The organism is Kluyvera ascorbata ATCC 33433 (assembly GCF_000735365.1).
In the GTDB taxonomy this organism is placed as follows: Bacteria; Pseudomonadota; Gammaproteobacteria; order Enterobacterales; family Enterobacteriaceae; genus Kluyvera; species Kluyvera ascorbata.
The window spans coordinates 1-24,788 of sequence record NZ_JMPL01000059.1 but is presented as its reverse complement, the minus strand read 5'-3'; the positions used below and the strand labels follow the sequence as shown (position 1 = coordinate 24,788).

Annotated in this window: 21 protein-coding genes, 1 tRNA gene and 1 pseudogene; 16 read left to right on the top strand and 7 right to left on the bottom strand. The window is 52.6% G+C overall.

The annotated features are described in order from the left end of the window. Positions 1-165: 165 nt before the first annotated feature. The 3 genes and pseudogenes from GKAS_RS14485 to GKAS_RS14475 form a co-directional block, all read right to left on the bottom strand. Positions 166-1,363, bottom strand: a pseudogene (locus tag GKAS_RS14485) (tyrosine-type recombinase/integrase). 174 nt (positions 1,364-1,537) lie between these two features. Beyond that, a tRNA-Arg gene (locus GKAS_RS14480) sits at positions 1,538-1,612 on the bottom strand. 76 nt (positions 1,613-1,688) lie between these two features. After that, positions 1,689-2,606: a formate/nitrite transporter family protein gene (locus tag GKAS_RS14475; protein WP_181814573.1), complete on the bottom strand. Its 918-nt coding sequence runs from the start codon at positions 2,604-2,606 to the stop codon at positions 1,689-1,691. 311 nt (positions 2,607-2,917) lie between these two features. On the opposite strand from GKAS_RS14475, the gene mlaA reads away from it, so the two are divergent. Beyond that, positions 2,918-3,673, top strand: a complete 756-nt coding sequence (gene mlaA, locus GKAS_RS14470) for a phospholipid-binding lipoprotein MlaA (protein ID WP_035895094.1) — start codon at positions 2,918-2,920, stop codon at positions 3,671-3,673. Positions 3,674-3,736: 63 nt separating this feature from the next. Here mlaA and fadL read toward each other — a convergent pair whose 3' ends face one another. Then, positions 3,737-5,035 carry a long-chain fatty acid transporter FadL gene (fadL, locus tag GKAS_RS14465; RefSeq protein WP_035895092.1) on the bottom strand — a complete coding sequence of 433 codons (1,299 nt, stop codon included), beginning with the start codon at positions 5,033-5,035 and terminating at the stop codon, positions 3,737-3,739. Between the two features lie 372 nt (positions 5,036-5,407). On the opposite strand from fadL, the gene GKAS_RS14460 reads away from it, so the two are divergent. The 4 genes from GKAS_RS14460 (at position 5,408) to sixA (ending at position 10,012) form a co-directional block, all read left to right on the top strand. Continuing rightward, positions 5,408-5,692 carry a YfcZ/YiiS family protein gene (locus GKAS_RS14460; RefSeq protein ID WP_035895090.1) on the top strand — a complete coding sequence of 95 codons (285 nt, stop codon included), beginning with the start codon at positions 5,408-5,410 and terminating at the stop codon, positions 5,690-5,692. Between the two features lie 186 nt (positions 5,693-5,878). Beyond that, complete coding sequence (fadI, locus tag GKAS_RS14455) at positions 5,879-7,189, top strand: acetyl-CoA C-acyltransferase FadI (RefSeq protein ID WP_035895088.1); 1,311 nt, start codon at positions 5,879-5,881, stop codon at positions 7,187-7,189. Then, on the top strand, positions 7,189-9,339 hold the full coding sequence (gene fadJ, locus GKAS_RS14450; protein WP_035895087.1) for a fatty acid oxidation complex subunit alpha FadJ: 2,151 nt from the start codon (positions 7,189-7,191) through the stop codon (positions 9,337-9,339). The genes fadI and fadJ overlap by 1 nt, the downstream gene beginning before the upstream one ends. Positions 9,340-9,526: 187 nt before the next feature. Continuing rightward, positions 9,527-10,012 (top strand): phosphohistidine phosphatase SixA, encoded by a 486-nt coding sequence (sixA, locus tag GKAS_RS14445; protein WP_035895086.1) that lies wholly within the window; start codon positions 9,527-9,529, stop codon positions 10,010-10,012. A gap of 84 nt (positions 10,013-10,096) precedes the next feature. On the opposite strand, the gene smrB is transcribed toward sixA, so the two are convergent. After that, positions 10,097-10,648: an endonuclease SmrB gene (gene smrB, locus GKAS_RS14440; protein ID WP_035895085.1), complete on the bottom strand. Its 552-nt coding sequence runs from the start codon at positions 10,646-10,648 to the stop codon at positions 10,097-10,099. A 164-nt stretch (positions 10,649-10,812) separates the two neighbouring features. Between smrB and prmB the strand changes: the two genes are divergently transcribed. The 6 genes from prmB to GKAS_RS14410 are packed head-to-tail and all read left to right on the top strand — an operon-like array spanning position 10,813 to position 15,358. After that, positions 10,813-11,745 (top strand): 50S ribosomal protein L3 N(5)-glutamine methyltransferase, encoded by a 933-nt coding sequence (gene prmB, locus GKAS_RS14435; protein ID WP_035895084.1) that lies wholly within the window; start codon positions 10,813-10,815, stop codon positions 11,743-11,745. A gap of 43 nt (positions 11,746-11,788) precedes the next feature. Beyond that, positions 11,789-12,874, top strand: a complete 1,086-nt coding sequence (aroC, locus tag GKAS_RS14430) for a chorismate synthase (protein ID WP_035895083.1) — start codon at positions 11,789-11,791, stop codon at positions 12,872-12,874. A 2-nt stretch (positions 12,875-12,876) separates the two neighbouring features. Further along, positions 12,877-13,701, top strand: coding sequence for a penicillin-insensitive murein endopeptidase (mepA, locus tag GKAS_RS14425; protein ID WP_035895082.1), 825 nt, complete (start codon positions 12,877-12,879; stop codon positions 13,699-13,701). Then, positions 13,701-14,510: a sulfite exporter TauE/SafE family protein gene (locus GKAS_RS14420; RefSeq protein ID WP_035895081.1), complete on the top strand. Its 810-nt coding sequence runs from the start codon at positions 13,701-13,703 to the stop codon at positions 14,508-14,510. Before mepA ends, GKAS_RS14420 begins: the two co-directional genes overlap by 1 nt. Then, positions 14,510-15,055: an elongation factor P hydroxylase gene (locus tag GKAS_RS14415; protein WP_035895080.1), complete on the top strand. Its 546-nt coding sequence runs from the start codon at positions 14,510-14,512 to the stop codon at positions 15,053-15,055. The genes GKAS_RS14420 and GKAS_RS14415 overlap by 1 nt, the downstream gene beginning before the upstream one ends. A gap of 27 nt (positions 15,056-15,082) precedes the next feature. Continuing rightward, positions 15,083-15,358: a YfcL family protein gene (locus tag GKAS_RS14410; RefSeq protein ID WP_035895079.1), complete on the top strand. Its 276-nt coding sequence runs from the start codon at positions 15,083-15,085 to the stop codon at positions 15,356-15,358. A 154-nt stretch (positions 15,359-15,512) separates the two neighbouring features. On the opposite strand, the gene mnmC is transcribed toward GKAS_RS14410, so the two are convergent. Then, the gene (mnmC, locus tag GKAS_RS14405; RefSeq protein ID WP_035895078.1) at positions 15,513-17,513 is read right to left on the bottom strand and encodes a bifunctional tRNA (5-methylaminomethyl-2-thiouridine)(34)-methyltransferase MnmC2/FAD-dependent 5-carboxymethylaminomethyl-2-thiouridine(34) oxidoreductase MnmC1; all 2,001 of its coding nucleotides are present in this window, start codon (positions 17,511-17,513) and stop codon (positions 15,513-15,515) included. A gap of 160 nt (positions 17,514-17,673) precedes the next feature. On the opposite strand from mnmC, the gene fabB reads away from it, so the two are divergent. Beyond that, complete coding sequence (gene fabB / locus GKAS_RS14400) at positions 17,674-18,885, top strand: beta-ketoacyl-ACP synthase I (RefSeq protein WP_035895077.1); 1,212 nt, start codon at positions 17,674-17,676, stop codon at positions 18,883-18,885. Between the two features lie 208 nt (positions 18,886-19,093). Next, a complete protein-coding gene (locus GKAS_RS14395) occupies positions 19,094-20,269 on the top strand; it encodes an MFS transporter (RefSeq protein WP_035895076.1) in 1,176 nt (391 codons plus the stop codon). Here the strand turns inward: GKAS_RS14395 and GKAS_RS14390 are convergent. Beyond that, positions 20,255-21,010 carry a GntR family transcriptional regulator gene (locus GKAS_RS14390; protein WP_051910771.1) on the bottom strand — a complete coding sequence of 252 codons (756 nt, stop codon included), beginning with the start codon at positions 21,008-21,010 and terminating at the stop codon, positions 20,255-20,257. The two genes, GKAS_RS14395 and GKAS_RS14390, sit on opposite strands and share 15 nt — an antisense overlap. A gap of 200 nt (positions 21,011-21,210) precedes the next feature. On the opposite strand from GKAS_RS14390, the gene GKAS_RS14385 reads away from it, so the two are divergent. The 3 genes from GKAS_RS14385 to GKAS_RS14375 all read left to right on the top strand — a co-directional run bounded on the left by GKAS_RS14385 (position 21,211) and on the right by GKAS_RS14375 (position 24,686). Continuing rightward, complete coding sequence (locus GKAS_RS14385) at positions 21,211-21,522, top strand: PTS sugar transporter subunit IIB (RefSeq protein WP_035895075.1); 312 nt, start codon at positions 21,211-21,213, stop codon at positions 21,520-21,522. A 36-nt stretch (positions 21,523-21,558) separates the two neighbouring features. After that, positions 21,559-22,890, top strand: coding sequence for a PTS sugar transporter subunit IIC (locus GKAS_RS14380; RefSeq protein ID WP_035895074.1), 1,332 nt, complete (start codon positions 21,559-21,561; stop codon positions 22,888-22,890). A gap of 122 nt (positions 22,891-23,012) precedes the next feature. Next, complete coding sequence (locus GKAS_RS14375) at positions 23,013-24,686, top strand: carbohydrate porin (RefSeq protein ID WP_035895072.1); 1,674 nt, start codon at positions 23,013-23,015, stop codon at positions 24,684-24,686. Positions 24,687-24,788: the final 102 nt, after the last annotated feature.

Genomic DNA, 24,788 nt, shown 5'->3' with positions numbered 1-24,788 from the left:
GACCATGAGTCTGTAATGTTAATTAAGGGCGTTTTGAGTGAGTTACGAATAGCAAAAGCTGATGCATTTAAACATGAGAACTCAAAGAAAGTTATCGAAAAAAATGCATTGAGAACCATGGTTTTGATAAAACCAGCCACAAAATGACTGGTTTTATGTCAGCGATTACGGAATGCTGGTCGTACCAGCCCTCGCGGCTTTTTCAAGATAATCTGCATACCACTGCATCATGTCTCTACGTCCCTCCAAATACATGGCATGGTTATATGTACCGCGGATGCTGTTTTTATCAACATGGGCAAGCTGGATTTCAATCCAGGCTGAGTTAAATCCTTCTTCATGCAGAATGGTGCTCATTGTATGTCGAAAACCATGTCCGGTGGCCTTCTTATCGTACCCAATCCGTTTGAGGACCATATTAACACTAGCTTCACTCATCGGTTTATTTACATCATTTCGGCCGCTGAAAATATATCTATAGTTCCCGGTAAGTTGTTTCACCTTGAGCAGAGCGTCAATTGCCTGGTGTGAGAGGGGCACTAAATGGGGCCTTTTCTTTTTCATGCGTGCCTGAGGAATTTCCCAGACAGCGTTTTCAAAATCAATTTCATCCCACTCGGCCATTCGCAACTCAACGGTTCTCAATCCCGTCAGCATTAGCAGAATAGATGCTTGCTGGGTGATTATGCTCCCACTATAGCCCGACAACTTCTGTAAAAATTCCGTAAGTTCTGAAGCGGATAAAAAAAGGGTAGTGCTTTCTGTCGTAAGAATGGAGTGCACTCGCAAGATCTGGTGCAGGGTTGTATTCTGCTCGGCCCGTAACGATGGCATACCTGAACACTTCACCGCAGCGCTGGCGAACTTTGTTCGCAAGTTCTGACGCGCCTCTTTTCTCTATGCGTTGTAATGCTGCAAGCAATTCTAGAGGCTTGATATCCTTAATCGGGCGAGAGCCCAAGTAGGGATAAATATTATTTTCCAGAATTCTTCTGACATAGTCGGCGTAGTCTTCTGACCAACCTGATGATTTTGCTTTTAGCCACTCAGTGGCAATGGATTCAAAGGTATTATCCACTGCAAGCTTTTTAGCAAGCTGTTCAGCTTTTTTGACTTCGCCAGGATCACTTCCGTTAGCCAGTATTTTTCTTGCTTCATCTCGTTTGGTTCGCGCATCGGAGAGGGAAACGTCTGGATAGGTTCCAAAAGATAGTTTTTTCTCTTTACCGGCAAAGCGATACTTCATACGCCAGTACTTGGAGCCATTTGTGTTTACCTGAAGGTAAAGTCCGCCACCATCAGCGAGTTTGTATGGCTTTTCTTTAGGTTTAGTGGTGTCAACTTGGCGTGCATTTAATGGCACTGGGGGCCTCACTTTTCATTGAACACAATAAGCCCCCACATAGGCCCCCAGTTGCATGTTGATTTGCATTGAGGTTGGTAGATGTCTGTTGACATTAACATGCTCTAGCATGATGGTATTTATTGATTATACAGGGTTTTTATTGAGTTCAGTAGACTTCTGAGGAGGGAAATATGGTGTCCCCTGCAGGAATCGAACCTGCAACTAGCCCTTAGGAGGGGCTCGTTATATCCATTTAACTAAGGGGACAAAGTGGCGCCGAGTATAGCGTTTTTTGCCCCCAGGGGTAAGTATGTCGTTGTTTAACTGCTCAAACCGTCGCCACTCAGGGATGATTCTTCTCACCTTTTTGCTGTATTTCTTTCTGTTCTGCCTGTAAACGCGTTTTTTCCTTACGCGCATTGCTCATATCATTGCGAATCTGTGCATGGCTCATCAGGGCGAAAATAAACGTCCCGCCGCAGATATTGCCTGCAAGGGTTGGCAGGGCGAAAGGCCAGATAAAATCACTCCAGTGCAGCGTGCCGCTGAATACCAGATAGAGTATTTCGACTGAACCGACAACAATATGCGTGGTATCACCCAGCGCGATAAGCCACGTCATGAGGATAATGACCACGATTTTTGCCGCCCCCGCAGAGGGGAACATCCAGACCATCGTCGCAATCAGCCACCCTGATATAATGGCGTTTGCAAACATCTCTGTCGGGGTATTCTTCATCACGTCCATGCCGATTTTGGTGAAGGCATCGCGCGTCGGTTCATCGAAAATAGGCATGTACTCAAATGCCCATGCTGCGATGCCCGTGCCGATAATATTCCCAAGAAGTACTACGCCCCAAAGTCTCATCAGTAAGCCAACATTCCCCAGGGTTGGTTTTTGCATCACGGGCAGTACGGCGGTGACGGTATTTTCGGTAAAGAGCTGTTGGCGGGCCATAATGACGATGATAAAACCGAAGGTATAGCCAAGATTCTCAAGAAGAAAACCGCCGGGCACGCCGTCTAGCTGAACATGAAAAATACCTTTTGCGAGTAACGATGCCCCCATCGATAGCCCCGCGGCGATGGCGGACCAAAGCAATGCCATCGCATCGCGTTCCATCTCCTTTTCTCCTTCCTGGCGAATATGTTCATGAATCGCCATGGCGCGGGAAGGGAGCCGGTCTTCATCTACTTCTATTTTTTTCCCTTGCTGTTTTTCTTCGCTTTCTACTGCCAGGTCATCATGGTGGCTAACCATGGTCTCTTTTTTGATTTCGTCCATCGCGGTGGCCCTGAATAAGCACGTATAGCCTAAGCGTAGCGGGTTACAGACAATGCAGGTTTGGCGCTATTCTGAAATACTGGCATGACTGCATAGATTTAATTGGTTTAGTCAGGCGTGGCACCCCACAGCCTTGTCTTTGCCAGGCTATGATAAAAACAACAAAACTTGGCTATATAGACATCGACCGATGGGCTGTTACAATCGCTCACATCTAAACAGGCGGATACGTAAACGTGCCGCATGGATGGCAATCAGCGATAGCCATAATCAACAGGGAGACATTTATGAAGCTTCGCCTGTCGGCGCTTGCGCTCGGGACGACACTGCTGGTGGGCTGTGCGAGTTCCGGTACTGAACAGCAGGGGCGTTCAGACCCCTTCGAAGGTTTTAACCGCACGATGTACAGCTTCAACTTCAACGTGCTGGATCCTTATGTCGTTCGTCCAGTGGCAGTAGCCTGGCGTGACTACGTGCCTCAACCAGCGCGTAATGGCCTGAGCAATTTCACCAGTAACCTGGAAGAGCCAGCGACGATGGTGAACTACTTCTTACAGGGTGATCCGTATCAGGGGATGGTTCACTTTACTCGCTTCTTCCTCAACACTATTCTGGGGATGGGGGGCTTTATTGATGTGGCCGGTATGGCTAACCCGAAACTGCAGCGCGTTCAGCCGCACCGTTTTGGCAGCACGCTGGGCCATTATGGCGTAGGTTATGGCCCGTATGTACAATTGCCGTTCTACGGGAGCTTCACGCTGCGTGAAGACGGCGGTGATTTCGCCGATACTACCTACCCGGTTCTTTCCTGGTTGACCTGGCCGATGTCTATCGGTAAGTGGGTGGTGGAAGGGGTAGAAACGCGCGCTCAACTGCTCGACTCTGACGGCCTGCTGCGTCAGTCTTCCGACCCGTACATTATGGTACGTGAAGCCTACTTCCAGCAGCATGATTTTATTGCCAACGGCGGCAAGCTGAAGCCTGAAGAGAACCCGAACGCTCAGGCGATTCAGGGTGACCTGAAAGATATCGATTCTGAATAACGAATCGGCGGCAATAAAAAAAGGGTGAACATGATGTTCACCCTTTTTTATGTCGGTTAACTATCAGAAGCGATAGTTGAAGTTAGTACCGAACAGCCAGGCTTTACCTTCGGATTTGAAGGTGTAGTCACCTTCATGAATCGTCACGTCCTGTCCGTGCATATAGGATGCACCGAAGTCTAGAGATGCGTCGTCGTTAAAGGCGTAGGTGGTACCGGCGCTAATCCAGAAACGGTCCTGATCCGGAATGGAGATAGAACGGTTATCTGCCGGAACCGGGCTATCATCAAATGCGATACCGGTACGGAAGGTCCAATTTTTATCGTAATAGTAGGTGGTACCCAGAGCGATGCGGTACGCATCTTTAAAGCCTTCTTCTTTATAGAAGAGCTGCTGGCCGTTTGAACCGGTGGCTTTCAGCTCCTGGAACTGACTCCAGCTCGTATAGGCCATGCTGTAGTGGATGGCCCACTGCGGTGCGATGCGGTTATAACCGGAGATTTCCCACATTTCAGGCAGGTTCAGGGTTAGAGAGCCAGGTATGGTACCACCGCTTGTGCCATAAGGTGTGCCAGGGGGCAATGCTCCATTGTATGCGCTGTTAATTGAACTCTTATAATCACCGTCAAAGTCGATTTTCACTTCAGAACGGTAAGTAAAGCCCCAGCGGTTATTTTTGTCCAACTCATACAAGATACCTGCGTTCCAGCCATAACCCCATTCATCACCCTTCAGATAGGCAATTTGAGAATCAGGACCAGTGACGCCAGATCCTGGGACTTGGCTTAACCTAAGGCTTGAATCGCCGGCATAACGTTCAATTTTCGCTTTGGCATAAACGGCATCAAACCCAAGTCCGAAACTCCAGTTACTGCTCAGACGGTAGGCGCCACTCAGATTAAGATTGACCGTTTGTAGGTCTGTTGTGCCACCATACATACCAGCTGCATAGCTTTTATCGAATTCAGTCGCCAAACCATAGTTAGAGGTTACCGAAGCACCCCAACCAAATTGATCGTTAATTGGCATAACGAAGTGCGCGTTAGGTACCCAAGCTGTAGGCGCAATATTATCAGCATTGGTACTTTTGCCTGTATTTGGCGATTTACCCGTAATATTTACATCCGGATCGATAAATACTGCACCGATAGAAAACTCCGGGCGGTCGAACATCATAATCAGCGCCGGGTTACGGCTAGCATTACCCGCATCATCTGCGATAGCACCTTCGCCGGAATAGGCACGGCCCAGACCAGAGGCTGAGAATTCATTAAGCTGGAAGCCTGCTGACCAGGCTTGAGTTGAAACAAGTGCCACTGCGACAGCAAGAGCAGACTTCGTATAACGGGTTTTCTGGCTCATGACCATAACCTCATTGAGTTATTTTTATACAAACAATGTTACATGTAGTAACAGAAGCGCGAAGTGTAGGGGCTGGACTACAACAGAGAAATCAGACCAGTGACGAGAGTATAGGTCTGACCAGATGGTATGTTGCAATATTGTTTATTAAGTTTTTCAAAGATGTTGTTTAAAACGAGATCTGGTTGGCAAAAATGCGGGGGTGGTCATAGGGTGTGAAACACCAAATTTGTTTTAGATCATTTTTAATTGTGATTTCGGTCACTTAAGGGGTTAGATCTCATTATCGACTGGAGGCGTAAAGCGGGCGGACGTAAAATAGGCTCATCGTTTATCTGGCACCTTGAGTGCACAAAACAGAGGAAATCTACAATGAGCAAATGTAGTGCTGATGAAACCCCAGTTTGCTGCTGCATGGATGTGGGTACCATTATGGACAACTCCGACTGCACAGCCTCTTACAGCCGCGTGTTCGCAAACCGTGCTGAAGCTGAAGAGACGCTGGCGGCGCTGTCAGAAAGAGCGCGTAGCGTAGAATCTGAACCGTGCAAAATCACCGCTGATTTCAAAGACGTTGAAGGCGGCGTGCAGCTGGATATTGATTTTGTCTTCGCCTGCGAAGCCGAAACGCTGATTTTCCAGCTGGGCCTGCGTTAATCGCGCCTTTCGCACAACAGCTTTAAATAACGCCCCTGTTACCTGCGTAACAGGGGCGTTTTCTTTTGTTCTCAATGTGTTTTAGCTCTCAATTTTTTCTCTCCCCGATTGGCTAAGTGTAATAAATTAGTTAAAACTGTTATCAGGTCAGACCACTTAGATTTATTTCGTTAACAGGGGAGAGTTATGAGTCAGGCGTTACCGCTTATCACCCGTCAGGGCGATCGCATTGCTATAGTCAGTGGATTACGTACCCCGTTTGCCCGACAGGCGACCGCGTTTCACGGCGTGCCGGCCGTCGACCTCGGTAAAATGGTCGTGGGTGAAATGCTGGCCCGTAGCGAAATCTCCCCTGAAGTTATCGAACAGCTGGTATTTGGTCAGGTGGTACAGATGCCTGCTGCACCCAATATCGCCCGTGAAATCGTGTTGGGCACCGGCATGAACGTGCATACCGATGCCTACAGCGTCAGCCGTGCCTGCGCGACCAGCTTTCAGGCGGTGGCGAACGTTGCAGAAAGCCTGATGGCGGGGACGATTCGCGCCGGGATTGCGGGCGGTGCTGACTCTTCCTCGGTTCTTCCCATTGGCGTGAGTAAAAAGCTTGCGCGTACGCTGGTAGATGCGAATAAAGCCCGCACCCTGGGACAAAAACTCAAACTTTTCTCTCGGCTGCGTCTGCGTGACCTGATGCCGGTACCTCCTGCAGTCGCGGAGTATTCCACCGGGCTGCGGATGGGCGATACCGCGGAACAGATGGCGAAAACCTATGGCATCACGCGTGAGCAGCAGGATGCGCTGGCGAACCGTTCGCATCAACTGGCAGCCCAGGCCTGGGCGGAAGGGAAACTGAATGATGAGGTCATGACTGCCTACTCGCCGCCGTACCGTAATCCGCTAGAGCAGGACAATAATATTCGCGCAAACTCTACGCTTGCCGATTACGCCAAACTGCGTCCAGCATTTGACCGCCAGCACGGAACGGTAACCGCGGCGAACAGTACGCCGTTAACCGACGGCGCTGCGGCAGTTATCCTGATGACGGAATCCCGCGCTAAAGAGCTGGGGCTGGTGCCGTTGGGTTACCTGCGTAGCTACGCGTTTACTGCCATTGATGTCTGGCAGGACATGCTGCTTGGCCCGGCATGGTCAACGCCGCTGGCGCTGGATCGCGCAGGATTGACCTTCGCCGACCTTACGCTTATCGACATGCATGAAGCCTTCGCGGCGCAAACGCTGGCCAACATTCAGTGCCTGGCGAGTGAAAAATTTGCACGCGAAGTGCTCGGGCGCAGCCACGCTACCGGCGAGGTTGACGAAAGCAAATTCAACGTTCTGGGCGGCTCAATCGCTTACGGTCACCCGTTTGCGGCGACGGGCGCACGCATGATCACCCAAACGCTGAATGAACTGCGTCGTTGCGGTGGCGGCTTCGGGCTGGTGACCGCCTGTGCGGCAGGTGGGCTCGGTGCGGCAATGGTTCTGGAGGCAGAATAATGGAAATTAAATCCGCATTTACGCTCACCGTGCGTCCGGACAACGTAGCGGTAGTGACCATCGACGTACCCGATGAAAAGATGAACACCCTGAAGGCTGAGTTTGGCGGTCAGGTACGCGCTATCCTTAAGCAAATCAGAGAAAACAGAGCTTTATTGGGCGTAGTACTGATTTCCGCAAAAACGGATAACTTTATTGCCGGGGCTGATATCAACATGATTGGCCGCTGTCAGAGCGCCCTGGAAGCGGAGTCCCTCGCGCGTCAGGGGCAGCAGGTAATGGCTGAAATTCAGAGCCTTACCATCCCCGTGGTGGCGGCGATTCATGGCGCCTGTCTGGGCGGCGGGCTGGAGCTGGCGCTGGCCTGTCATGCGCGTATCTGTTCGGATGATGGGCGGACAGTGCTGGGGCTACCGGAAGTGCAGCTCGGCTTGTTACCGGGGTCTGGCGGCACTCAGCGTTTACCGCGTTTAATTGGCGTGAGTACGGCGCTGGATATGATCCTCACCGGTAAGCAGCTTCGCGCCCGTCAGGCACTGAAAGCGGGGCTGGTGGATGAAGTGGTTCCGCACTCAATCTTGCTTGAGGCTGCTGCGGAGTACGTGCGCAAGCCGCGCCATGACCATCGCCGCTTGCCGGTTCGCGAACGTATTCTGGCGGGGCCGCTGGGGCGCAATTTACTGTTTAGCATGGCCGCTAAAAAGACCGCGCAAAAAACGCAAGGTAACTATCCGGCAACGGATAAAATTTTAAAGGTTGTTGAAACCGGTCTGGCGCAGGGTCTTAGCAGCGGTTATGAGGCTGAAGCACGCGCCTTCGGCGAGTTGGCCATGACGCCGCAATCAAAAGCGCTGCGTAATGTTTTCTTTGCCAGCACCGATATCAAAAAAGATCCCGGCGCTACCGTAGCGCCTGGCCCATTACGTTCTGTGGGCGTGCTGGGCGGCGGGCTCATGGGCGGAGGGATTGCCTACGTCACGGCGATAAAAGGCAAACTGCCGGTGCGTATTAAAGATATTAATGCCAATGGTATTAACCATGCGTTGAAATACAGCTGGGATCAGCTTGAACAAAAAGTGCGTCGCCGTCATATGAAAGCGGCGGAGCGCGACGCCCAGTTGGCGCTGATTTCCGGCGGTACAGATTACCGCGGCTTTGCCCATCGTGACCTGGTGATTGAAGCGGTTTTTGAAGATTTAGCCCTCAAGCAGAAGATGGTTGGCGAGGTTGAACAATATTGCGCACCTCACACCATTTTTGCCTCGAACACCTCATCTTTGCCGATTGGCGATATTGCTGCCTTTGCTCAGCGGCCTGAACAGGTTATCGGTCTTCACTTCTTCAGCCCGGTTGAAAAAATGCCGCTAGTGGAAGTGATTCCCCATGCAGGAACCTCTGAGCAGACCATTGCCACCACGGTGAAGCTTGCCAAGAAACAAGGGAAAACGCCGATTGTGGTGGCAGATAAGGCGGGATTCTATGTAAACCGCATCCTCGCGCCCTATATCGCTGAAGCCATGCGCATGCTGGTGGAGGGGGAAAGCGTCGAACATATTGATAATGCGCTGGTTAAATTTGGTTTCCCTGTCGGGCCGATTCAGTTGCTCGATGAGGTAGGAATAGACACAGGGACAAAAATCCTGCCGATTCTTGAAACCGCTTACGGCGAACGTTTTAGTGCTCCTGCAAGTCTGATTCAGGCGATTTTGAATGACGATCGCAAAGGCAGAAAAAATGGTCGCGGTTTCTATCTTTATGGGAAGAAAGGGCGTAAAAGCAAGAAACAAGTTGATAGCGCGGTCTATTCCCTGGCGGGAATGGCGGCTCGGCATAATCAATGCTCCGCAGAACAGGTGGCGGAACGGTGCGTTATGCTGATGCTCAATGAAGCGGCACGCTGCATGGATGAAGGTATTATCCGCAGCGCACGTGACGGCGATATCGGCGCAGTCTTTGGCATTGGTTTTCCACCGTTCCTCGGTGGCCCGCTCCGCTATATGGATTCACTGGGCGCGGGTGAGGTAGTTGCCCGGTTGCAACGATTGGCTACGCAGTATGGCTCGCGATTCACCCCAAGTGAGGCACTTTTACTTCGGGCAGAGCGCAGCGATACCTTTTGGCCAGGTGATGAAACAGATTTACCGAACTGAGGTCAAAGAATGTGATCCCAGATGAAACGCGCGGTTTTTGGTTATTTTGTAAACGGATGTTGACTATACTTACGCCAGTAAGGTAAAAATCAGCGTTTCATTCAGTGAATGGATAAGGCACAATGCCCGGCTACCGCGTCACCGTCATGGTGACGCAGGTGCTTCTGGTCAACAAAAGCGGTGCAATATGCAAGTTTTTATTATGCGTCACGGCGACGCTGCCCTCGATGCAGCCAGTGACTCGGTTCGTCCTCTTACCGGTTGCGGTTGTGATGAATCTCGTCAGATGGCAACCTGGTTTAAAGACCAAAAAGTGGATATCGATCGTGTTCTGGTGAGTCCGTATCTGCGTGCGGAACAGACACTGGAAGTGGTGGGGGAGTGTGTAAACCTGCCAAAAGAGGTGGATGTCCTGCCTGAGCTCACTCCGTGTGGCGATATCGGGCTGGTTAGTGCCTATCTTCAGGCGTTAGCGAATGAAGGTGTTTCATCGGTGCTGGTGATCTCTCACCTGCCGCTGGTTGGCTACCTGGTTGCAGAACTCTGCCCGGGCGAGGTTCCGCCAATGTTTACCACTTCAGCTATTGCCAGCGTCACTCTGGACGCAAACGGACAAGGTGTCCTGAACTGGCAAATGAGCCCATGTAATCTGAAAATGGCGAAAGCGATTTAATCGCTTTTTACCCGGCTTATGGCCGGGTGACGTCGATTTTTCCTGTAGCCCGGACGAGGCGTTCATGCCGACTCCGGGAGTCTGTCAGGGCAGTTCTGGCGGCAGCCACTCTTCTACTTCAATCAGCACCAGCAACGCGGCATCTCCGCCGTACTCTTTTGACGCCTGATGAAACGCCATCACGTGCGGATGCTGAGCCAGCCACAGCGGCGTTTGCTGCTTCAGAATATGTTTGCCGTGCCCGTGCATCACGCAGGTGCAGAACACATGCTCACGACGACAGGCGGCAATGAGCGCGCCCAGCTCCTGCTTGGCCTGCATCTGCGTTAACCCATGCAGGTCGAGAAACAGCTCAGGGGAATAATCACCGCGGCGCAGTTTTTTCAGTTCAAAATGGCTGACGTCTTCGCGTACGTATTTGACCGGGCCGTTAGTGTTGAGCAACGGCTGGAACTCATCGGAAAAATAGTGGCTGTTGTCGGCCTGCTCCTGGAGCAGACGCTTTGGCGGCACTTCGCTGATTTTTTTTCGTACGGGACGATGAACGATAGTGTCCTGCTTAATTTTACGCGTGCCCGTCATGAGCTGCTGGAAGAGTGCCTGATCCTCCTCGCTCAAAGCGTTTTTGTTTTTCATTGATTCTTCTCAATTCATCTTTTCCCCTAGTTTACCTTTTCACGCCGCTCCCTGCAGCGAAAACGCTTTTTTCCCCGCGGCCTACGCAAGAATGCTGATTTATCGCCGCCTTCATGGCAAACTAGCCGCCGAATTTACCCCGACGCATGCCCCTGGAGGACAATGTGGATAAGATTTTTGTTGATGAAGCAGTCAATGAGCTGCATACCATTCAGGACATGCTCCGCTGGGCGGTAAGCCGCTTTAGCGCGGCCGAGATCTGGTACGGTCACGGCACCGATAACCCATGGGATGAAGCGGTGCAGCTGGTACTGCCTACGCTCTATCTGCCGCTGGATATTCCAGAAGATATGCGCAGTGCGCGCCTGACTACCACGGAAAAACAGCTGATCGTTGAACGCGTGATTCGTCGCGTGAACGAACGTATTCCGGTGGCCTACCTGACCAACAAAGCCTGGTTCTGCGGTCACGAATTCTACGTTGACGACCGCGTACTGGTGCCGCGTTCGCCAATTGGTGAGCTGATTAATAACCGCTTTGCGGGCCTGATTAATCATCGCCCTGAGCATATTCTTGATATGTGCACCGGCAGCGGTTGTATTGCGATTGCCTGCGCCTACGCTTTCCCGGAAGCGGAAGTGGACGCGATTGACGTCTCTCCAGACGCATTGGCCGTCACCGAGTTCAACATTGAAGAGCACGGCATGATTCACAACGTCACGCCGATCCGTTCCGATCTGTTCCGTGATGCGCCGCAGCTGCAATACGATCTGATCGTCACCAACCCGCCGTACGTGGATGAAGAAGATATGTCCGATCTGCCGTCAGAATATCGCCACGAACCGGAGCTGGGTCTGGCTTCCGGTGCTGATGGTCTGCACCTGACTCGTCGTATTCTCGGCTGTGCGCCGGATTACCTCACCGATGACGGTATTCTGATTTGTGAAGTGGGTAACAGCATGGTACATCTGATGGACCAATACCCGGATGTTCCGTTCACCTGGCTTGAGTTTGATAACGGCGGTGACGGCGTCTTTATGCTGACCAAAGCGCAGTTGGTCGCTGCACAGGATCACTTCGCACAGTACAAAGACTGAATAATCCAGCACGCAACAACAGAACAACGATAACGGAGTCGTGATGGCAGGAAATACAATTGGACAACTCTTTCGTGTAACGACCTTTGGCGAGTCGCACGGTATTGCGCTGGGCTGCATCGTTGACGGCGTGCCTCCGGGCATCCCGTTAACCGAAGCGGACCTGCAACATGATCTTGACCGTCGTCGCCCGGGCACATCGCGTTACACCACCCAACGTCGCGAACCGGACCAGGTGAAAATCCTCTCCGGCGTGTTCGAAGGGGTGACCACCGGTACCAGCATCGGTCTGCTGATTGAAAACACCGATCAGCGTTCCCAGGATTACGGCGCAATTAAAGACGTCTTCCGTCCGGGACACGCAGACTACACCTACGAACAGAAATACGGCCTGCGCGACTATCGTGGCGGCGGTCGTTCTTCTGCGCGTGAAACAGCGATGCGCGTAGCGGCTGGGGCGATTGCCAAAAAATTCCTCGCGGCGAAGTTCGGTATCGTTATTCGCGGTTGTCTGACCCAGATGGGCGATATTCCGCTGGCGATCAAAGATTGGGAACAGGTCGAGCAGAACCCATTCTTCTGCCCGGATCCGGACAAAATCGAGGCGCTGGATGAACTGATGCGCGGCCTCAAGAAAGAGGGCGATTCCATTGGTGCGAAGGTCACCGTGGTGGCTGATGGCGTTCCTGCTGGCCTCGGTGAACCGGTGTTCGACCGTCTGGATGCGGATATCGCCCACGCGCTGATGAGCATCAATGCGGTGAAAGGCGTGGAGATTGGCGATGGCTTTGAGGTGGTAAAACTGCGCGGCAGCGAAAACCGCGATGAAATCACCAAAGCCGGTTTCCAGAGCAACCACGCGGGCGGCATTCTGGGCGGTATCAGCAGTGGTCAGCAAATCGTGGCCAACATTGCGCTGAAGCCGACTTCCAGTATTACCGTACCGGGCAAAACGCTGAACCGCTTTGGCGAAGAAGTGGAGATGATCACCAAAGGTCGTCACGACCCTTGCGTGGGTATCCGCGCGGTGCCGATTGCCGAAGCGATGCTGGCAATTGTGCTGATGGATCACTTCATGCGTCAACGCGCGCAAAATGCCGATGTGACGACGTCTATTTCACGCTGGTAAACATGAAAAAAACCGTTATTGCGCTGCTGGCCCTGGCGGTCAGCGGCACGGCGTTGGCAGCAACGCCGTGGCAGAAAATCACTCAACCCATCAGCGGCAGCGCCCAGTCTATTGGCGCGTTTGCAAACGGCTGTATCGTGGGCGCGCAGGCACTCCCGTTGCAGTCTGAAACCTATCAGGTGATGCGTACCGACCAGCGCCGCTACTTTGGTCATCCGGAGCTGGTGCAGTTTATCCAGCGTCTGGGTAGCCAGGTGCAGCAGCATGGTATGGGCACGATGCTGATTGGTGATATGGGGATGCCTGCTGGCGGACGCTTTAACGGTGGACACGCCAGCCACCAGAGTGGTCTGGATGTCGATATTTTCCTGCAGCTACCGAAAGCGCGTTGGAGTTCGGCTCAGTTGCTGAAACCCCAGGCGCTGGATTTAGTCAGCGCGGATGGCAAACGCGTCGTTCCAACACTGTGGAAGCCGGAAATTGGTCAGCTGATTAAGCTCGCCGCCGAAGACCCGGAAGTGACGCGCATTTTTGTTAACCCAGCGATTAAACAGCAGCTTTGCCTCGACGCGGGTAACGACCGTGACTGGCTGCATAAAGTTCGCCCGTGGTTCCAGCATCGTGCGCATATGCACGTGCGCCTGAAGTGCCCGGCGAATAGCCTCGAATGTGAGGAGCAGGCACCGCCTCCGACTGGAGACGGCTGCGGCGCAGAACTGCAAAGCTGGTTTGAACCGCCAAAACCTGGCACCACTAAACCTGTGAAGAAGACGCCTCCTCCGTTGCCGCCTTCCTGCCAGGCGCTACTGGACGAACACGTACTCTAATGGACAGCTTCTCCGCGTTATTTATGGTTGAACCACTGATGCTGGTGGTCCTTTTCTTTACCGCGATTCTGGCGGGTTTTATTGATTCATTGGCGGGCGGCGGTGGTTTGCTCACCGTTCCGGCGCTGATGGCCGCGGGTATGCCACCGGCACAGGCGCTGGCGACCAACAAGCTACAAGCCTGCGGTGGCTCGTTATCCGCCTCACTCTATTTTGTTCGCCGCAAAGTAGTGAATCTCGCGGATCAAAAACTCAATATCCTGATGACCTTTATCGGCTCGATGACCGGCGCGCTATTGGTACAGCACGTGCAGTCAGAGATCCTACGCCAGATTCTGCCGCTGCTGGTGATTGGTATTGGCCTCTATTTCCTGCTGATGCCAAAACTCGGCGAAGAGGACCGTCAACGACGTCTGCACGGCCTGCCGTTTGCGCTGGTAGCCGGTGGCTGCGTTGGCTTTTATGACGGCTTTTTTGGCCCCGGCGCCGGTTCGTTCTACGCGTTAGCGTTTGTGACGCTGATGGGCTTTAACCTTGCTAAATCTACCGCGCATGCCAAGGTGTTGAACGCCACTTCCAACGTGGGCGGGCTGCTGCTGTTTATTATCGGCGGCAAAGTTATCTGGGCAACCGGATTCGTCATGATGGTCGGGCAGTTTTTCGGCGCGCGCATGGGTTCCCGTTTAGTGCTCAGCAAAGGGCAGACGCTGATCCGCCCGATGATTGTGGTGGTTTCCGCGGTGATGAGCGCGAAGCTGCTGTATGACAGCCATGGACAGCAAATTTTGCATTGGTTAGGGATGAATTAATGACGAACACACATGATTATCAGCAGTTAGTGACAATTTTCGACGGCTGCTTTGCCGATGAGTTTAATACTCGTCTGATTAAAGGCGACGACGAACCCATCTATCTTCCCGCTGATGCTGAGGTGCCTTATAACCGCATCGTTTTCGCACACGGCTTTTTTGCCAGCGCGCTGCATGAAATTTCTCACTGGTGCATCGCCGGAAAGGCCAGGCGTGAGCAGGTTGATTTTGGTTACTGGTACTGCCCGGATGGGCGTGACGCTAAAACCCAGGGCCAGTTTGAAGACGTTGAAGTGAAGCCGCAGGCTTTCGACTGGTTGTTCTGCGTGGCGGCGGGCTTCCCGTTTAACGTCAGCTGCGACAACCTGGAAGGTGACTTTGAACCGGACCGGATCGTATTCCAGCGACGCGTACACGCGCAGGTGATGACCTATCTTGCAGAAGGTATTCCGCCGCGTCCGGCTAAGTTTATCGAAGCGCTACAGAATTATTACCATACGCCGGCTCTAACGGCGGAACAATTTCCATGGCCGGAAGATCTCTAACGCCATGTTACCGAAAGAGGAAAGAAGATGATCGCGGAGTTTGAAGCACGCATTCTGGCGTTAATTGATGACATGGTGGAGCACGCCAGTGATGATGAGCTGTTTGCCAGCGGTTATCTGCGTGGCCATTTAACGTTGGCTGTGGCTGACCTGGATGAAGGTGAAGTCCATAACGCTGATGCGCTGTATCGCAATGTAACTCAGAGCCTGGAAACCGCTATCAGCGCCGGTGAACTCTCCCCGCGCGACCAGGCGCTGGTGAAAGAGATGTGGGATAACTTATACCAGCAGGCCTCCCACTAAGTGCTATTGCCCGGTATCGCTGCCGGGCAATTGCCTGATGCGGGATATTGTAGGCCGGATAAGCGCAGCGCCATCCGGCGGCCTCTGCCGATTGCCGGATGGCGGCGTAAACGCCTTATCCGGCCTACCGTTTGCTACTGAGCAATGGCCTTGTTCATTTTACCGCTTTTCCCTTGAGCAGTTTTCTTACCCATAGCCGATTTGGATTGAGCGCCGCCAGCGTTTGTGCATCCAGCGGCAGCGGTTCATCGCTCATCTGTGCCGCAAGCACTTCCGCCGTTAACGGTGCCGTACACAGCCCTCGAGACCCCAGTCCACCCAGCATAAAAAGATCCTGATAGTACGGCGCAGAAGCCGCCGCTTGTGGATCTTCATTAAGCGTCGCGTATTCCGTAAGCGTGGCGGCATAATCCGGAACGTTACCCACCATCGGCAGATGATCGCGCGTGGCACAACGTACGCCGCAGCGGGCTTCATTGGCGCTAACGTCCACTTCTTGCACCCAGTCTTGCTGTGGGAAACAGTCAATCAGTCGCTGACGGTTATGCCGTTGGTCTTCCTCGTTAAACACCATGTCGCGCTGCCCGCGATGGTAGCTTGCGCCGATACAGTGCTGCTGGTTATTGGGATTTTTCGGCGTTAAATATCCGTCATAACACAGCACCTGGAGTAGGTTTGTCAGGTGTTCGCTGGTGGGGATATGGCTGACCTGACCACCGACGGCATACACCGGCAGCGCCTCTGTCTGGACTAGCTGATTGATATTATGCCCGGTTGCCAGTACCACGGCAGGTGACGAGGCCGTTTGCCCATCGGTAAAGCTGAGCTGCCAGCCCGCGACATCACGAGTGAGAGCCGTCAACTTTTTCCCCCAGTGCGTCTGAAGACCCTGTTGGCGTGCCAGCTCAAACGCCCCGGTAGTCAACTGCGCCGGGCACAGCCAGCCGCCCAGTGGGTATTGAATACCACCACAGCCGGTGTTCAATCCTACGCTGGCAAGTACTTCCTCAGCTGTCGCCGCATGGGCCACCTCGGCAGGCAGAACCATTGCCAGCATATTGGCGATTTTCTCCGCGCTTTTCTCATCAAAGCCAAGCTGAGTCACTCCGCACCACTGGTGATCAAACGCCACGGGCAGTGTGCCGTAGAATCGTCGGGCGTAGAGAAACGCCGCCGGGAAGAACTGTGCCAGCGCGGCATCATGGGCGCTTAACAGGGGATAGAGCGCGCCCTGGCGATTGCCTGATGCGCCATGAGCAGGGGCTTCATCGGCACAATAGAGCGTCACTGCCCAGCCACGACGCAGCAGAGCGAGAGAAAGCAGGGCGCTGGCGATGCCGCCGCCGACGATCGCCACTTCACGCGTCTCGCTAGCTGTACGTGCAAACCACGGCGTACGCTTCACGTTGGGTTGTGCGGTGGTCATTTCGCCGGTCAACATTTCACGTTTGCGGCCAAAGCCTTTGGTCTTATGCATGGTGAACCCAGCTTCCTGCAAGCCACGGCGGACAAATCCTGCCGAGGTGAAGGTGGCGAGCGTGCCGCCTGGTCTGGCTGTTCGCGCCATTGCGGCAAAAAGCGCCGGGGTCCACATGTCCGGATTTTTGGCGGGAGCGAAGCCATCAAGGAACCAGGCATCAACCTGCTGGTTAAACGTATCATCAAGCTTATCGGTCAGTTCATTGATATCGCCAAACCACAAATCCAGCGTAACGCGCCCCTCATCAAGCAGCAAACGGTGACAGCCTGCCAGCGGCAGCGGCCACTGCGCTTGAAGCTGTTCGGCCCAGGGTGCCAGCTCCGGCCAGTGCTGATGCGCCAGGCGTAGGTCGTCAGCCTTCAGCGGAAATTTTTCAAAACTGACGAAATGTAATCTTTGTAGCGTAGCGTCAGGATGCTGGCGGCGAAAGGCGTCAAACGCCTGCCATAGCGTCAGGAAATTGAGGCCGGTACCAAAACCACTTTCTGCCACGACAAACAGCGGGCGGGGGTGGGTTGGAAAGCGTTCATCCAACTGGTTACCACCGAGAAAGACGTAGCGAGTTTCTTCCAGACCGTTGTCATTAGAGAAGTAGACATCGTCGAAATCTCGGGAAACAGGTGTACCCTCACTGTTAAATTCGAGGTTGGCAGATTGTATGGTGTTATGTTTCACGTAAGTTACTCGTGCGGCAAGGAGTCTGAGGATCTTAACGATGCGGGCTCGAAGGCGCAAATTTCTGCATAAAATTGCTGATCGGACTTGTTCGGCGTACAAGTGTACGCTATCTTGCGACTCGAAACTTTAAAATAGTGATGACTTACAGAGGTATTGAATGAAACGTGCAGTGATTACTGGCCTGGGTATCGTTTCCAGCATCGGTAGCAACCAGCAGGAAGTCCTGGCATCTCTGCGTGAAGGACGCTCGGGGATCACTTTCTCTCAAGAGTTCAAAGATTCTGGTATGCGTAGCCACGTATGGGGTAACGTCAAACTGGACACCACCGGTCTTATCGACCGCAAAGTGGTCCGTTTCATGAACGATGCCTCTATCTACGCTTATCTCTCCATGCAGCAGGCGGTTGAAGACTCTGGCCTGAAAGCAGAAGATTATCAGAACAACCCGCGCGTAGGCCTGATTGCCGGCTCCGGTGGTTCTTCTAAAGCTCAGGTATTCGGTGCTGACGCAATGCGTAGCCCGCGTGGCCTGAAAGCGGTTGGTCCATACGTTGTGACCAAAGCGATGGGTTCTGCGGTTTCCGCGTGCCTCGCAACACCGTTCAAAATTCACGGTGTCAACTACTCCATCAGCTCCGCATGTGCGACCTCAGCACACTGCATTGGTAACGCGGTAGAGCAGATTCAGTTGGGCAAACAGGACATCGTTTTTGCTGGCGGCGGCGAAGAGCTGGGCTGGGAAATGGCCTGTGAGTTCGATGCAATGGGCGCACTGTCCACCAAGTACAACGACACTCCAGAAAAAGCATCCCGTACCTATGACGCACACCGTGATGGTTTCATCATCGCTGGCGGCGGCGGTATGGTTGTGGTTGAAGAACTGGAACACGCTCTGGCTCGCGGTGCGCATATCTATGCAGAAATCGTTGGCTACGGCGCAACCTCCGATGGCGCAGATATGGTTGCCCCATCCGGTGAAGGTGCAGTGCGTTGCATGAAGATGGCGATGCACGGCGTTGATACCCCAATCGACTACCTGAACTCCCACGGTACTTCTACTCCGGTAGGCGACGTGAAAGAACTGGGCGCCATTCAGGAAGTGTTCGGCGACAACAGCCCGGCAATCTCCGCAACTAAAGCAATGACCGGTCACTCTCTGGGCGCTGCTGGCGTACAGGAAGCTATCTACTCTCTGCTGATGCTGGAACACGGCTTTATCGCTCCAAGCATCAACATCGACGAGATGGACGAGCAGGCTGCTGGCCTGAACATCGTGACTGAACCAACCGAGCGTGAACTGACTACCGTCATGTCCAACAGCTTCGGTTTCGGCGGCACCAACGCCACGCTGGTCATGCGTAAGCTGTAATTTTTACAGTTGGTGAGAAAAAGGAGCCCGTGGGCTCCTTTTTTTATGCGTTGACAATCGCCTGAAATAACAGGCAAACTCCTGGCTCAACATTATCATCACGATAATGCGTAAGCGTTCAACGTCAACCAACGCACCTTAATCCTGATTCACAGGTAGAGGGGGCGTGGCTATAGCACCTCGCCTTACTCATTTTCTGGAGTAAAGCATGACAGCAGTAACTCAAACTGAATCAACATCTTCCTCGAACGGGTCGTTATTTCGTATCGCTTTTGCGGTGTTTCTGACCTATTTAACCGTCGGTATTCCGCTGCCGGTCATTCCGCTATTTGTGCACCAGGAGCTGGGCTACGGCAACACCATGGTGGGTATCGCCGTGGGCATTCAGTTCTTTGCGACCGTGCTGACGCGCGGCTATGCCGGGCGCCTGGCGGACCAGTATGGTGGTAAGCGTTCGGCATTGCAGGGCATGGCCGCCTGCGCGTTTGCCGGCGCTGCCTGGCTTGGTGCGGCGCTGCTGCCGGTGGATGCGATGGTCAAATTTGGCCTGCTTATCGTCGGGCGCTTGATTCTGGGCTTTGGCGAAAGCCAGCTGTTAACCGGCACCCTGACCTGGGGCATGGGGCTGGTGGGGCCGAAGCAGTCCGGCAAAGTGATGTCCTGGAACGGCATGGCTATTTTTGGTGCACTGGCCGCGGGCGCACCGCTGGGTCTATTTATCAACGCTCGCTACGGTTTTGCCGTGCTGGCCGGGGTCACCATGGCGTTGCCGCTGCTGGCCTGGGCCTTTAACGGTTCGGTGCGTAAAGTCGCCGCCATGGCGGGGGAGCGCCCGTCGCTGTTCAGCGTGATTGGGCTTATCTGGAAGGCGGGGATGGGGCTAGCGCTACAGGGCGTGGGCTTTGCGGTGATTGGCACATTTGTCTCGCTCTACTTTATGAGCAAAGGCTGGTCGATGGCTGGCTTTACGTTGACGGCATTCGGCGGCACTTTCGTGCTGGTGCGTATTCTGTTTGGCTGGATGCCGGACCGCTTCGGGGGCGTTAAGGTTGCGGTGGTTTCCCTGTTAGTCGAAACGGTGGGTCTGTTGCTGCTATGGCAGGCACCGAGCGCATGGGTGGCGCTTTCCGGCGCGGCGCTGACCGGCGCTGGCTGCTCGCTGATTTTCCCGGCACTTGGCGTGGAAGTGGTCAAGCGAGTACCGCAGCAGGTTCGTGGTACGGCGTTGGGCGGCTACGCCGCGTTCCAGGATATCGCACTGGGCGTATCCGGGCCGCTGGCGGGGATGCTGGCAACTTCGTTCGGTTATCCGTCCGTCTTCCTCGGCGGAGCCATTTCCGCTGTACTGGGGATAGTGGTCACCCTGTGGTCATTCCGTAAGTAATCGTTCTTGCCCGGCTCTGCGCGTCTGGGAGCCGGCAACCGCTTTACGTGGCAGGAAGTACTTCACCTGAAATTCAAACATATTGGTGTACAGAATCGAGTAATCGATAGGGTTTGACTGTTCATCAATAGCCTGTGTTTGCATTCGAATAATCGGGTCTAACGCGCTGATATGCAGCAGGTTGGCGACATCCGGTGACGGCAGAATGGGTTGAATAGACTCGTAGCAGCCAAGAATTTTTACTCCGCATTCATTCTCAATATACGCAAACTTCGACTTCTTCATATGCGCAATCGTCAGGTCCGGGAAGCGGCTGGCAGAGAGCCACGTTTCCTCAATCTGCATGGCAATATTGTCGATTAAACGCAGGCGTTTGGCGTAATAAACCGGTTCGCCGTGCATCACCCGCAGGTTATTGGCGATTTCATCAGAAGCCGTCTGAAGCTCAAATTTTAGTATCTGGCTGGTGGGCGTTTTACCCTCGTTGCGGGCGATTTCGGTAAAGCTATCGAGATGAGTCACGGAGGCTTGAAAATGCTTGTTTCGCAAATAGGTGCCTGAACCATGCCGCCGTTCAATCATCCCTTCCTCTTCCAGCGTTTTTAGCGCTTTGCGTAAAGTATTGCGCGAAACATCATAATGCTCTGCCAACTCTTTTTCCGACGGTAGAAGATCGCCGATATTGTAGATCGAGCTATTTAATCTGTTTTTAAGCAGATTAATGACGTTCTGGTAGATCACTTTTGAACCTCCTTAAATCCTTTTTAAACAAAAGGTTACGAATCCGTTTTCGCAATAATACACCAACACGTCCATCTATCAGTCAATTGTTGAACAACTTTGACACCGTTAACTGTGATCGGAATGCTGGTTACGAAAATTAACAATTATTAAAGTGGTCGTCAATTAATGGCATATTTTATTGAGAAAGGAAGATGGGGATGCAAAATATATTATTGGTCTGTGCGGCGGGAATGTCGACGAGCATGCTGGTGAAAAGAATGCGCGAACATGCTGAGGCGGTTAATATTCCAGCGAATATTAATGCGTTAGCTATTTCTGAAGCTAAAGAACAAATTAAGAAAAATGCCGTAGATGTTGTGCTGCTAGGTCCGCAGGTTCGTTTTCAAAAGAGTGAAATTGAAGCAATTGCACAGGGGAAAATTCCTGTTGCGGTCATCGATATGAAAAGTTATGGCCAAATGGATGGTCAGGCGGTGTTTGAACAAGCTCGTCAGTTATTAAATCAATAATTATTTTTTATTTCATTCGAAAATTAAGGGACCATTATGGGGTTAATGAATTCATTTGAACGCGGGATGGAGAAAATCCTCGTTCCGATAGCCATTAAATTAAACTCTCAGATCCACGTTTCGGCCATTCGCGATGCCTTTATTTTGTCATTCCCAATCGTCATGGCTAGCTCACTAATTATTCTGATTAACTTCGCGATCCTCTCGCCGGACGGCTTTATCGCCAGTATCCTGCATTTGGGGACGATATTCCCGAACCTCGCCGACGCGCAGCAAATTTTCACTCCGGTGATGAACGGCTCGGTCAATATCATGGCGGTGCTGATTACCTTCCTCGTGGCGCGTAACATGGCGATAAGCTATCAGCAGGATGACCTGCTGTGCGGCCTGACCGCGATTGGCGCGTTCTTCGTGGTCTATACCCCGTATACGATTATCGACGGGCAGGCTTATCTGAGCACCAAATATCTGGGGCCACAGGGGCTGTTCGTCGCGGTGATCGTTGCTTTGTTGGCGAGCGAAATTTTCTGTCGCCTGGCGCGTAACCCGAAGGTCACCATCAACATGCCAGCGGCGGTGCCGCCTGCTGTGGCACGTTCTTTCAAAGTGCTGCTGCCGATCTTCTTCGTGATGATCTTCTTCTCTGTACTGAACTACCTGCTATCTAAAATCTCGCCAAATGGCCTGAACGACCTGATCTACACCCTGATCCAGGCACCGCTGAAGGATATGGGCACCAACATCGTGACCGTACTGATTCTGGGGCTGGTGGCGAACTTCCTGTGGATCCTCGGTATTCATGGGCCGAACACCGTGGCGGCGATTCGTGAGACTATCTTCTCGGAAGCGAATCTGGAAAACCTTTCCTATGCCGCCTCTCATGGTTCCACCTGGGGTGCGCCGTATCCGATTACCTGGACGGGTATTAACGACGCCTTTGCCAACTGCGGCGGCTCCGGGATGACGCTGGGCTTGCTGCTGGCTATCTTTATTGCCTCTCGCCGCAAGGACTACCGCGATCTCGCCAAAATGGCCTTTGTGCCTGGCCTGTTTAACATCAATGAGCCGGTGATGTTCGGCCTGCCTATCGTACTGAATCCGATTCTGGTGATTCCGTTTATTCTGGTGCCGTTTATTAACTCACTGATTGGCTACTTCTTTATTACCCTGGAAATCATCCCACCGATTGCCTACGCGGTGCCGTGGACCACGCCTGGGCCGCTTATTGCCTTCTTTGGTACCGGTGGTAACTGGATGGCGCTGTTCGTCGGCATACTGTGTCTGGTCGTCGCAACGTTAATCTACCTGCCGTTCGTGATTGCCGCCAACAAAGTGAATATGTCGGCCGCTGCGGAACAGAATTCGTAATTCCTCAAAGCATATTTCCCTCGCGGAAAGACGGATTACTTAAACCATCCTCTGTATTAGCATTTCACCTTCAGTCAGTAATGGCTGAAGGTAATATTATAATTATATTTTAAGGGTGCCCTATGAATTCAAGTATATTGAAGGTTAGCTTATTGTCCTTATCTATCCTGGCCGCATTATCTCCACTTGATGTGATAGCAGCGAAATTAACTGTTGAACAACGTCTTGAAATGCTCGAGGCGGAATTATCTGCAAATAAAACGGCATTAAAACAAACGCAGTCAGAATTATCGAATTATAAAGATAGAGTCGCGACGCTGCAAAAAAGTATTCAAGAGAATGAGCAGCGTAACGTCATGGCTGCCAACGTGACGGCACAATCACCGGTGGCGGAAAATATTGAAAATGAGAATAGCGAAAAAGTTAAACACGCGCCTAAGCCAGAGGTGAAAGCGACTCAACAGGTGGCGATGATTAATACCGAAGGTAAGAAGCCGACGGTGGAAAGTGTCACCATGAAGGACATCAGTAAATTTGTTAAAGAGGATATTGGCTTCAGCTATGAAGGCTATTTCCGATCCGGTTGGGGAACCTCTAATCACGGTTCGACGCAAACCTATGCCGCAGGTTCGCTCGGTCGTTTCGGTAACGAAATGAGTGGCTGGTTTGACCTGACTCTTAATCAGCGGGTTTACAACCAGGACGGGAAAACGGCGAACGCCATCGTGACCTACGACGGTAATGTGGGAGAGCAGTATAACGATGCCTGGTTTGGCGACAGCGATAACGAAAACATCATGCAGTTCAGCGACATTTTCCTGACCACCAAAGGCTTCCTGCCGTTTGCTCGCGAAGCCGATTTCTGGGTTGGTAAGCATAAGCTACCGGAATACGAAATCCAGATGCTGGACTGGAAATCGCTCACCACCGACGTGGCGGCGGCGGTGGGTATTCAGAACTGGAATCTGGGGGTAGGTCAGCTTGATGCCTCGTTAAGCCGCAACGACGTAGACGTTTACTCGCGTGACTTTAATAACACCACCCAAATGAACACCAACTTGGTGGATCTCCGTTATCGTAATATTCCGCTGTGGCAGGATGGTTCGCTGTCGTTAATGGGCAAATATGCCTTTGCGAATAAAACCGATGACCAGAAGCGTAACGAGAGCAACAACAGCTATTTTGAGATGAAGGATACCTGGATGGCGACGGCGATTGTCCGCCAGGAGCTTGACCGCAAAGGGTTTAATGAATTTACCCTGCAGGTGGCAAATAACTCCTACGCCAGCAGTTTCTCCAACTTCTCCGGTGCCAGCAACTCAATGGCGCAGGGGCGTTATTACTACGGCGATCATACCAACGGCGTAGCCTGGCGTTTAATTTCACAGGGGGAGATGTATCTGGCTGACCGCATCATCATGGCGAATGCGCTGGTCTGGTCGCACGGGGAAGATGTCTATAGCTATGAAAGCGGGGCGCGTAGCGACTTTAATAGCTTACGCGCGGTTATCCGTCCGGCGTGGATTTGGGATACCTGGAACCAGACGGGCGTCGAGCTGGGCTGGTTTGCCCAGAAGAACACCACCCAGCAGGGGCAGGATCTGAAAGAGTCAGCGTATAAAACGACGCTTTATCATGCTCTCAAAGTTGGGGAAAGTTTGCTGGGTTCGCGTCCGGAAATCCGTTTCTACGGGACCTATATCAACATCATTGATAATGAGTTGTCGCAGTTCCGGTTTAACGACAACAGCAAAAATGAGTTTATGGCTGGGGTTCAGGCTGAAGTGTGGTGGTGAGTTTGCTGAATTAGTCTGGTGGCGAAGGGGGAGATATATTTAGATTAATCACCCGTTGCGCTCTCTTCTTGTGCTAGCCATATAAGTTGCACTGGCACTGAG

Excerpts from the sequence above, each read along its gene's own strand:
- GKAS_RS14475 (WP_181814573.1), bottom strand. The coding sequence starts at position 2,606 with ATGGTTAGCCACCATGATGACCTGGCAGTAGAAAGCGAAGAAAAACAG.
- mlaA (WP_035895094.1), top strand. The coding sequence starts at position 2,918 with ATGAAGCTTCGCCTGTCGGCGCTTGCGCTCGGGACGACACTGCTGGTG.
- fadL (WP_035895092.1), bottom strand. The coding sequence starts at position 5,035 with ATGAGCCAGAAAACCCGTTATACGAAGTCTGCTCTTGCTGTCGCAGTG.
- GKAS_RS14460 (WP_035895090.1), top strand. The coding sequence starts at position 5,408 with ATGAGCAAATGTAGTGCTGATGAAACCCCAGTTTGCTGCTGCATGGAT.
- fadI (WP_035895088.1), top strand. The coding sequence starts at position 5,879 with ATGAGTCAGGCGTTACCGCTTATCACCCGTCAGGGCGATCGCATTGCT.
- fadJ (WP_035895087.1), top strand. The coding sequence starts at position 7,189 with ATGGAAATTAAATCCGCATTTACGCTCACCGTGCGTCCGGACAACGTA.
- sixA (WP_035895086.1), top strand. The coding sequence starts at position 9,527 with ATGCAAGTTTTTATTATGCGTCACGGCGACGCTGCCCTCGATGCAGCC.
- smrB (WP_035895085.1), bottom strand. The coding sequence starts at position 10,648 with ATGAAAAACAAAAACGCTTTGAGCGAGGAGGATCAGGCACTCTTCCAG.
- aroC (WP_035895083.1), top strand. The coding sequence starts at position 11,789 with ATGGCAGGAAATACAATTGGACAACTCTTTCGTGTAACGACCTTTGGC.
- mepA (WP_035895082.1), top strand. The coding sequence starts at position 12,877 with ATGAAAAAAACCGTTATTGCGCTGCTGGCCCTGGCGGTCAGCGGCACG.
- GKAS_RS14420 (WP_035895081.1), top strand. The coding sequence starts at position 13,701 with ATGGACAGCTTCTCCGCGTTATTTATGGTTGAACCACTGATGCTGGTG.
- GKAS_RS14415 (WP_035895080.1), top strand. The coding sequence starts at position 14,510 with ATGACGAACACACATGATTATCAGCAGTTAGTGACAATTTTCGACGGC.
- GKAS_RS14410 (WP_035895079.1), top strand. The coding sequence starts at position 15,083 with ATGATCGCGGAGTTTGAAGCACGCATTCTGGCGTTAATTGATGACATG.
- fabB (WP_035895077.1), top strand. The coding sequence starts at position 17,674 with ATGAAACGTGCAGTGATTACTGGCCTGGGTATCGTTTCCAGCATCGGT.
- GKAS_RS14395 (WP_035895076.1), top strand. The coding sequence starts at position 19,094 with ATGACAGCAGTAACTCAAACTGAATCAACATCTTCCTCGAACGGGTCG.
- GKAS_RS14385 (WP_035895075.1), top strand. The coding sequence starts at position 21,211 with ATGCAAAATATATTATTGGTCTGTGCGGCGGGAATGTCGACGAGCATG.
- GKAS_RS14380 (WP_035895074.1), top strand. The coding sequence starts at position 21,559 with ATGGGGTTAATGAATTCATTTGAACGCGGGATGGAGAAAATCCTCGTT.
- GKAS_RS14375 (WP_035895072.1), top strand. The coding sequence starts at position 23,013 with ATGAATTCAAGTATATTGAAGGTTAGCTTATTGTCCTTATCTATCCTG.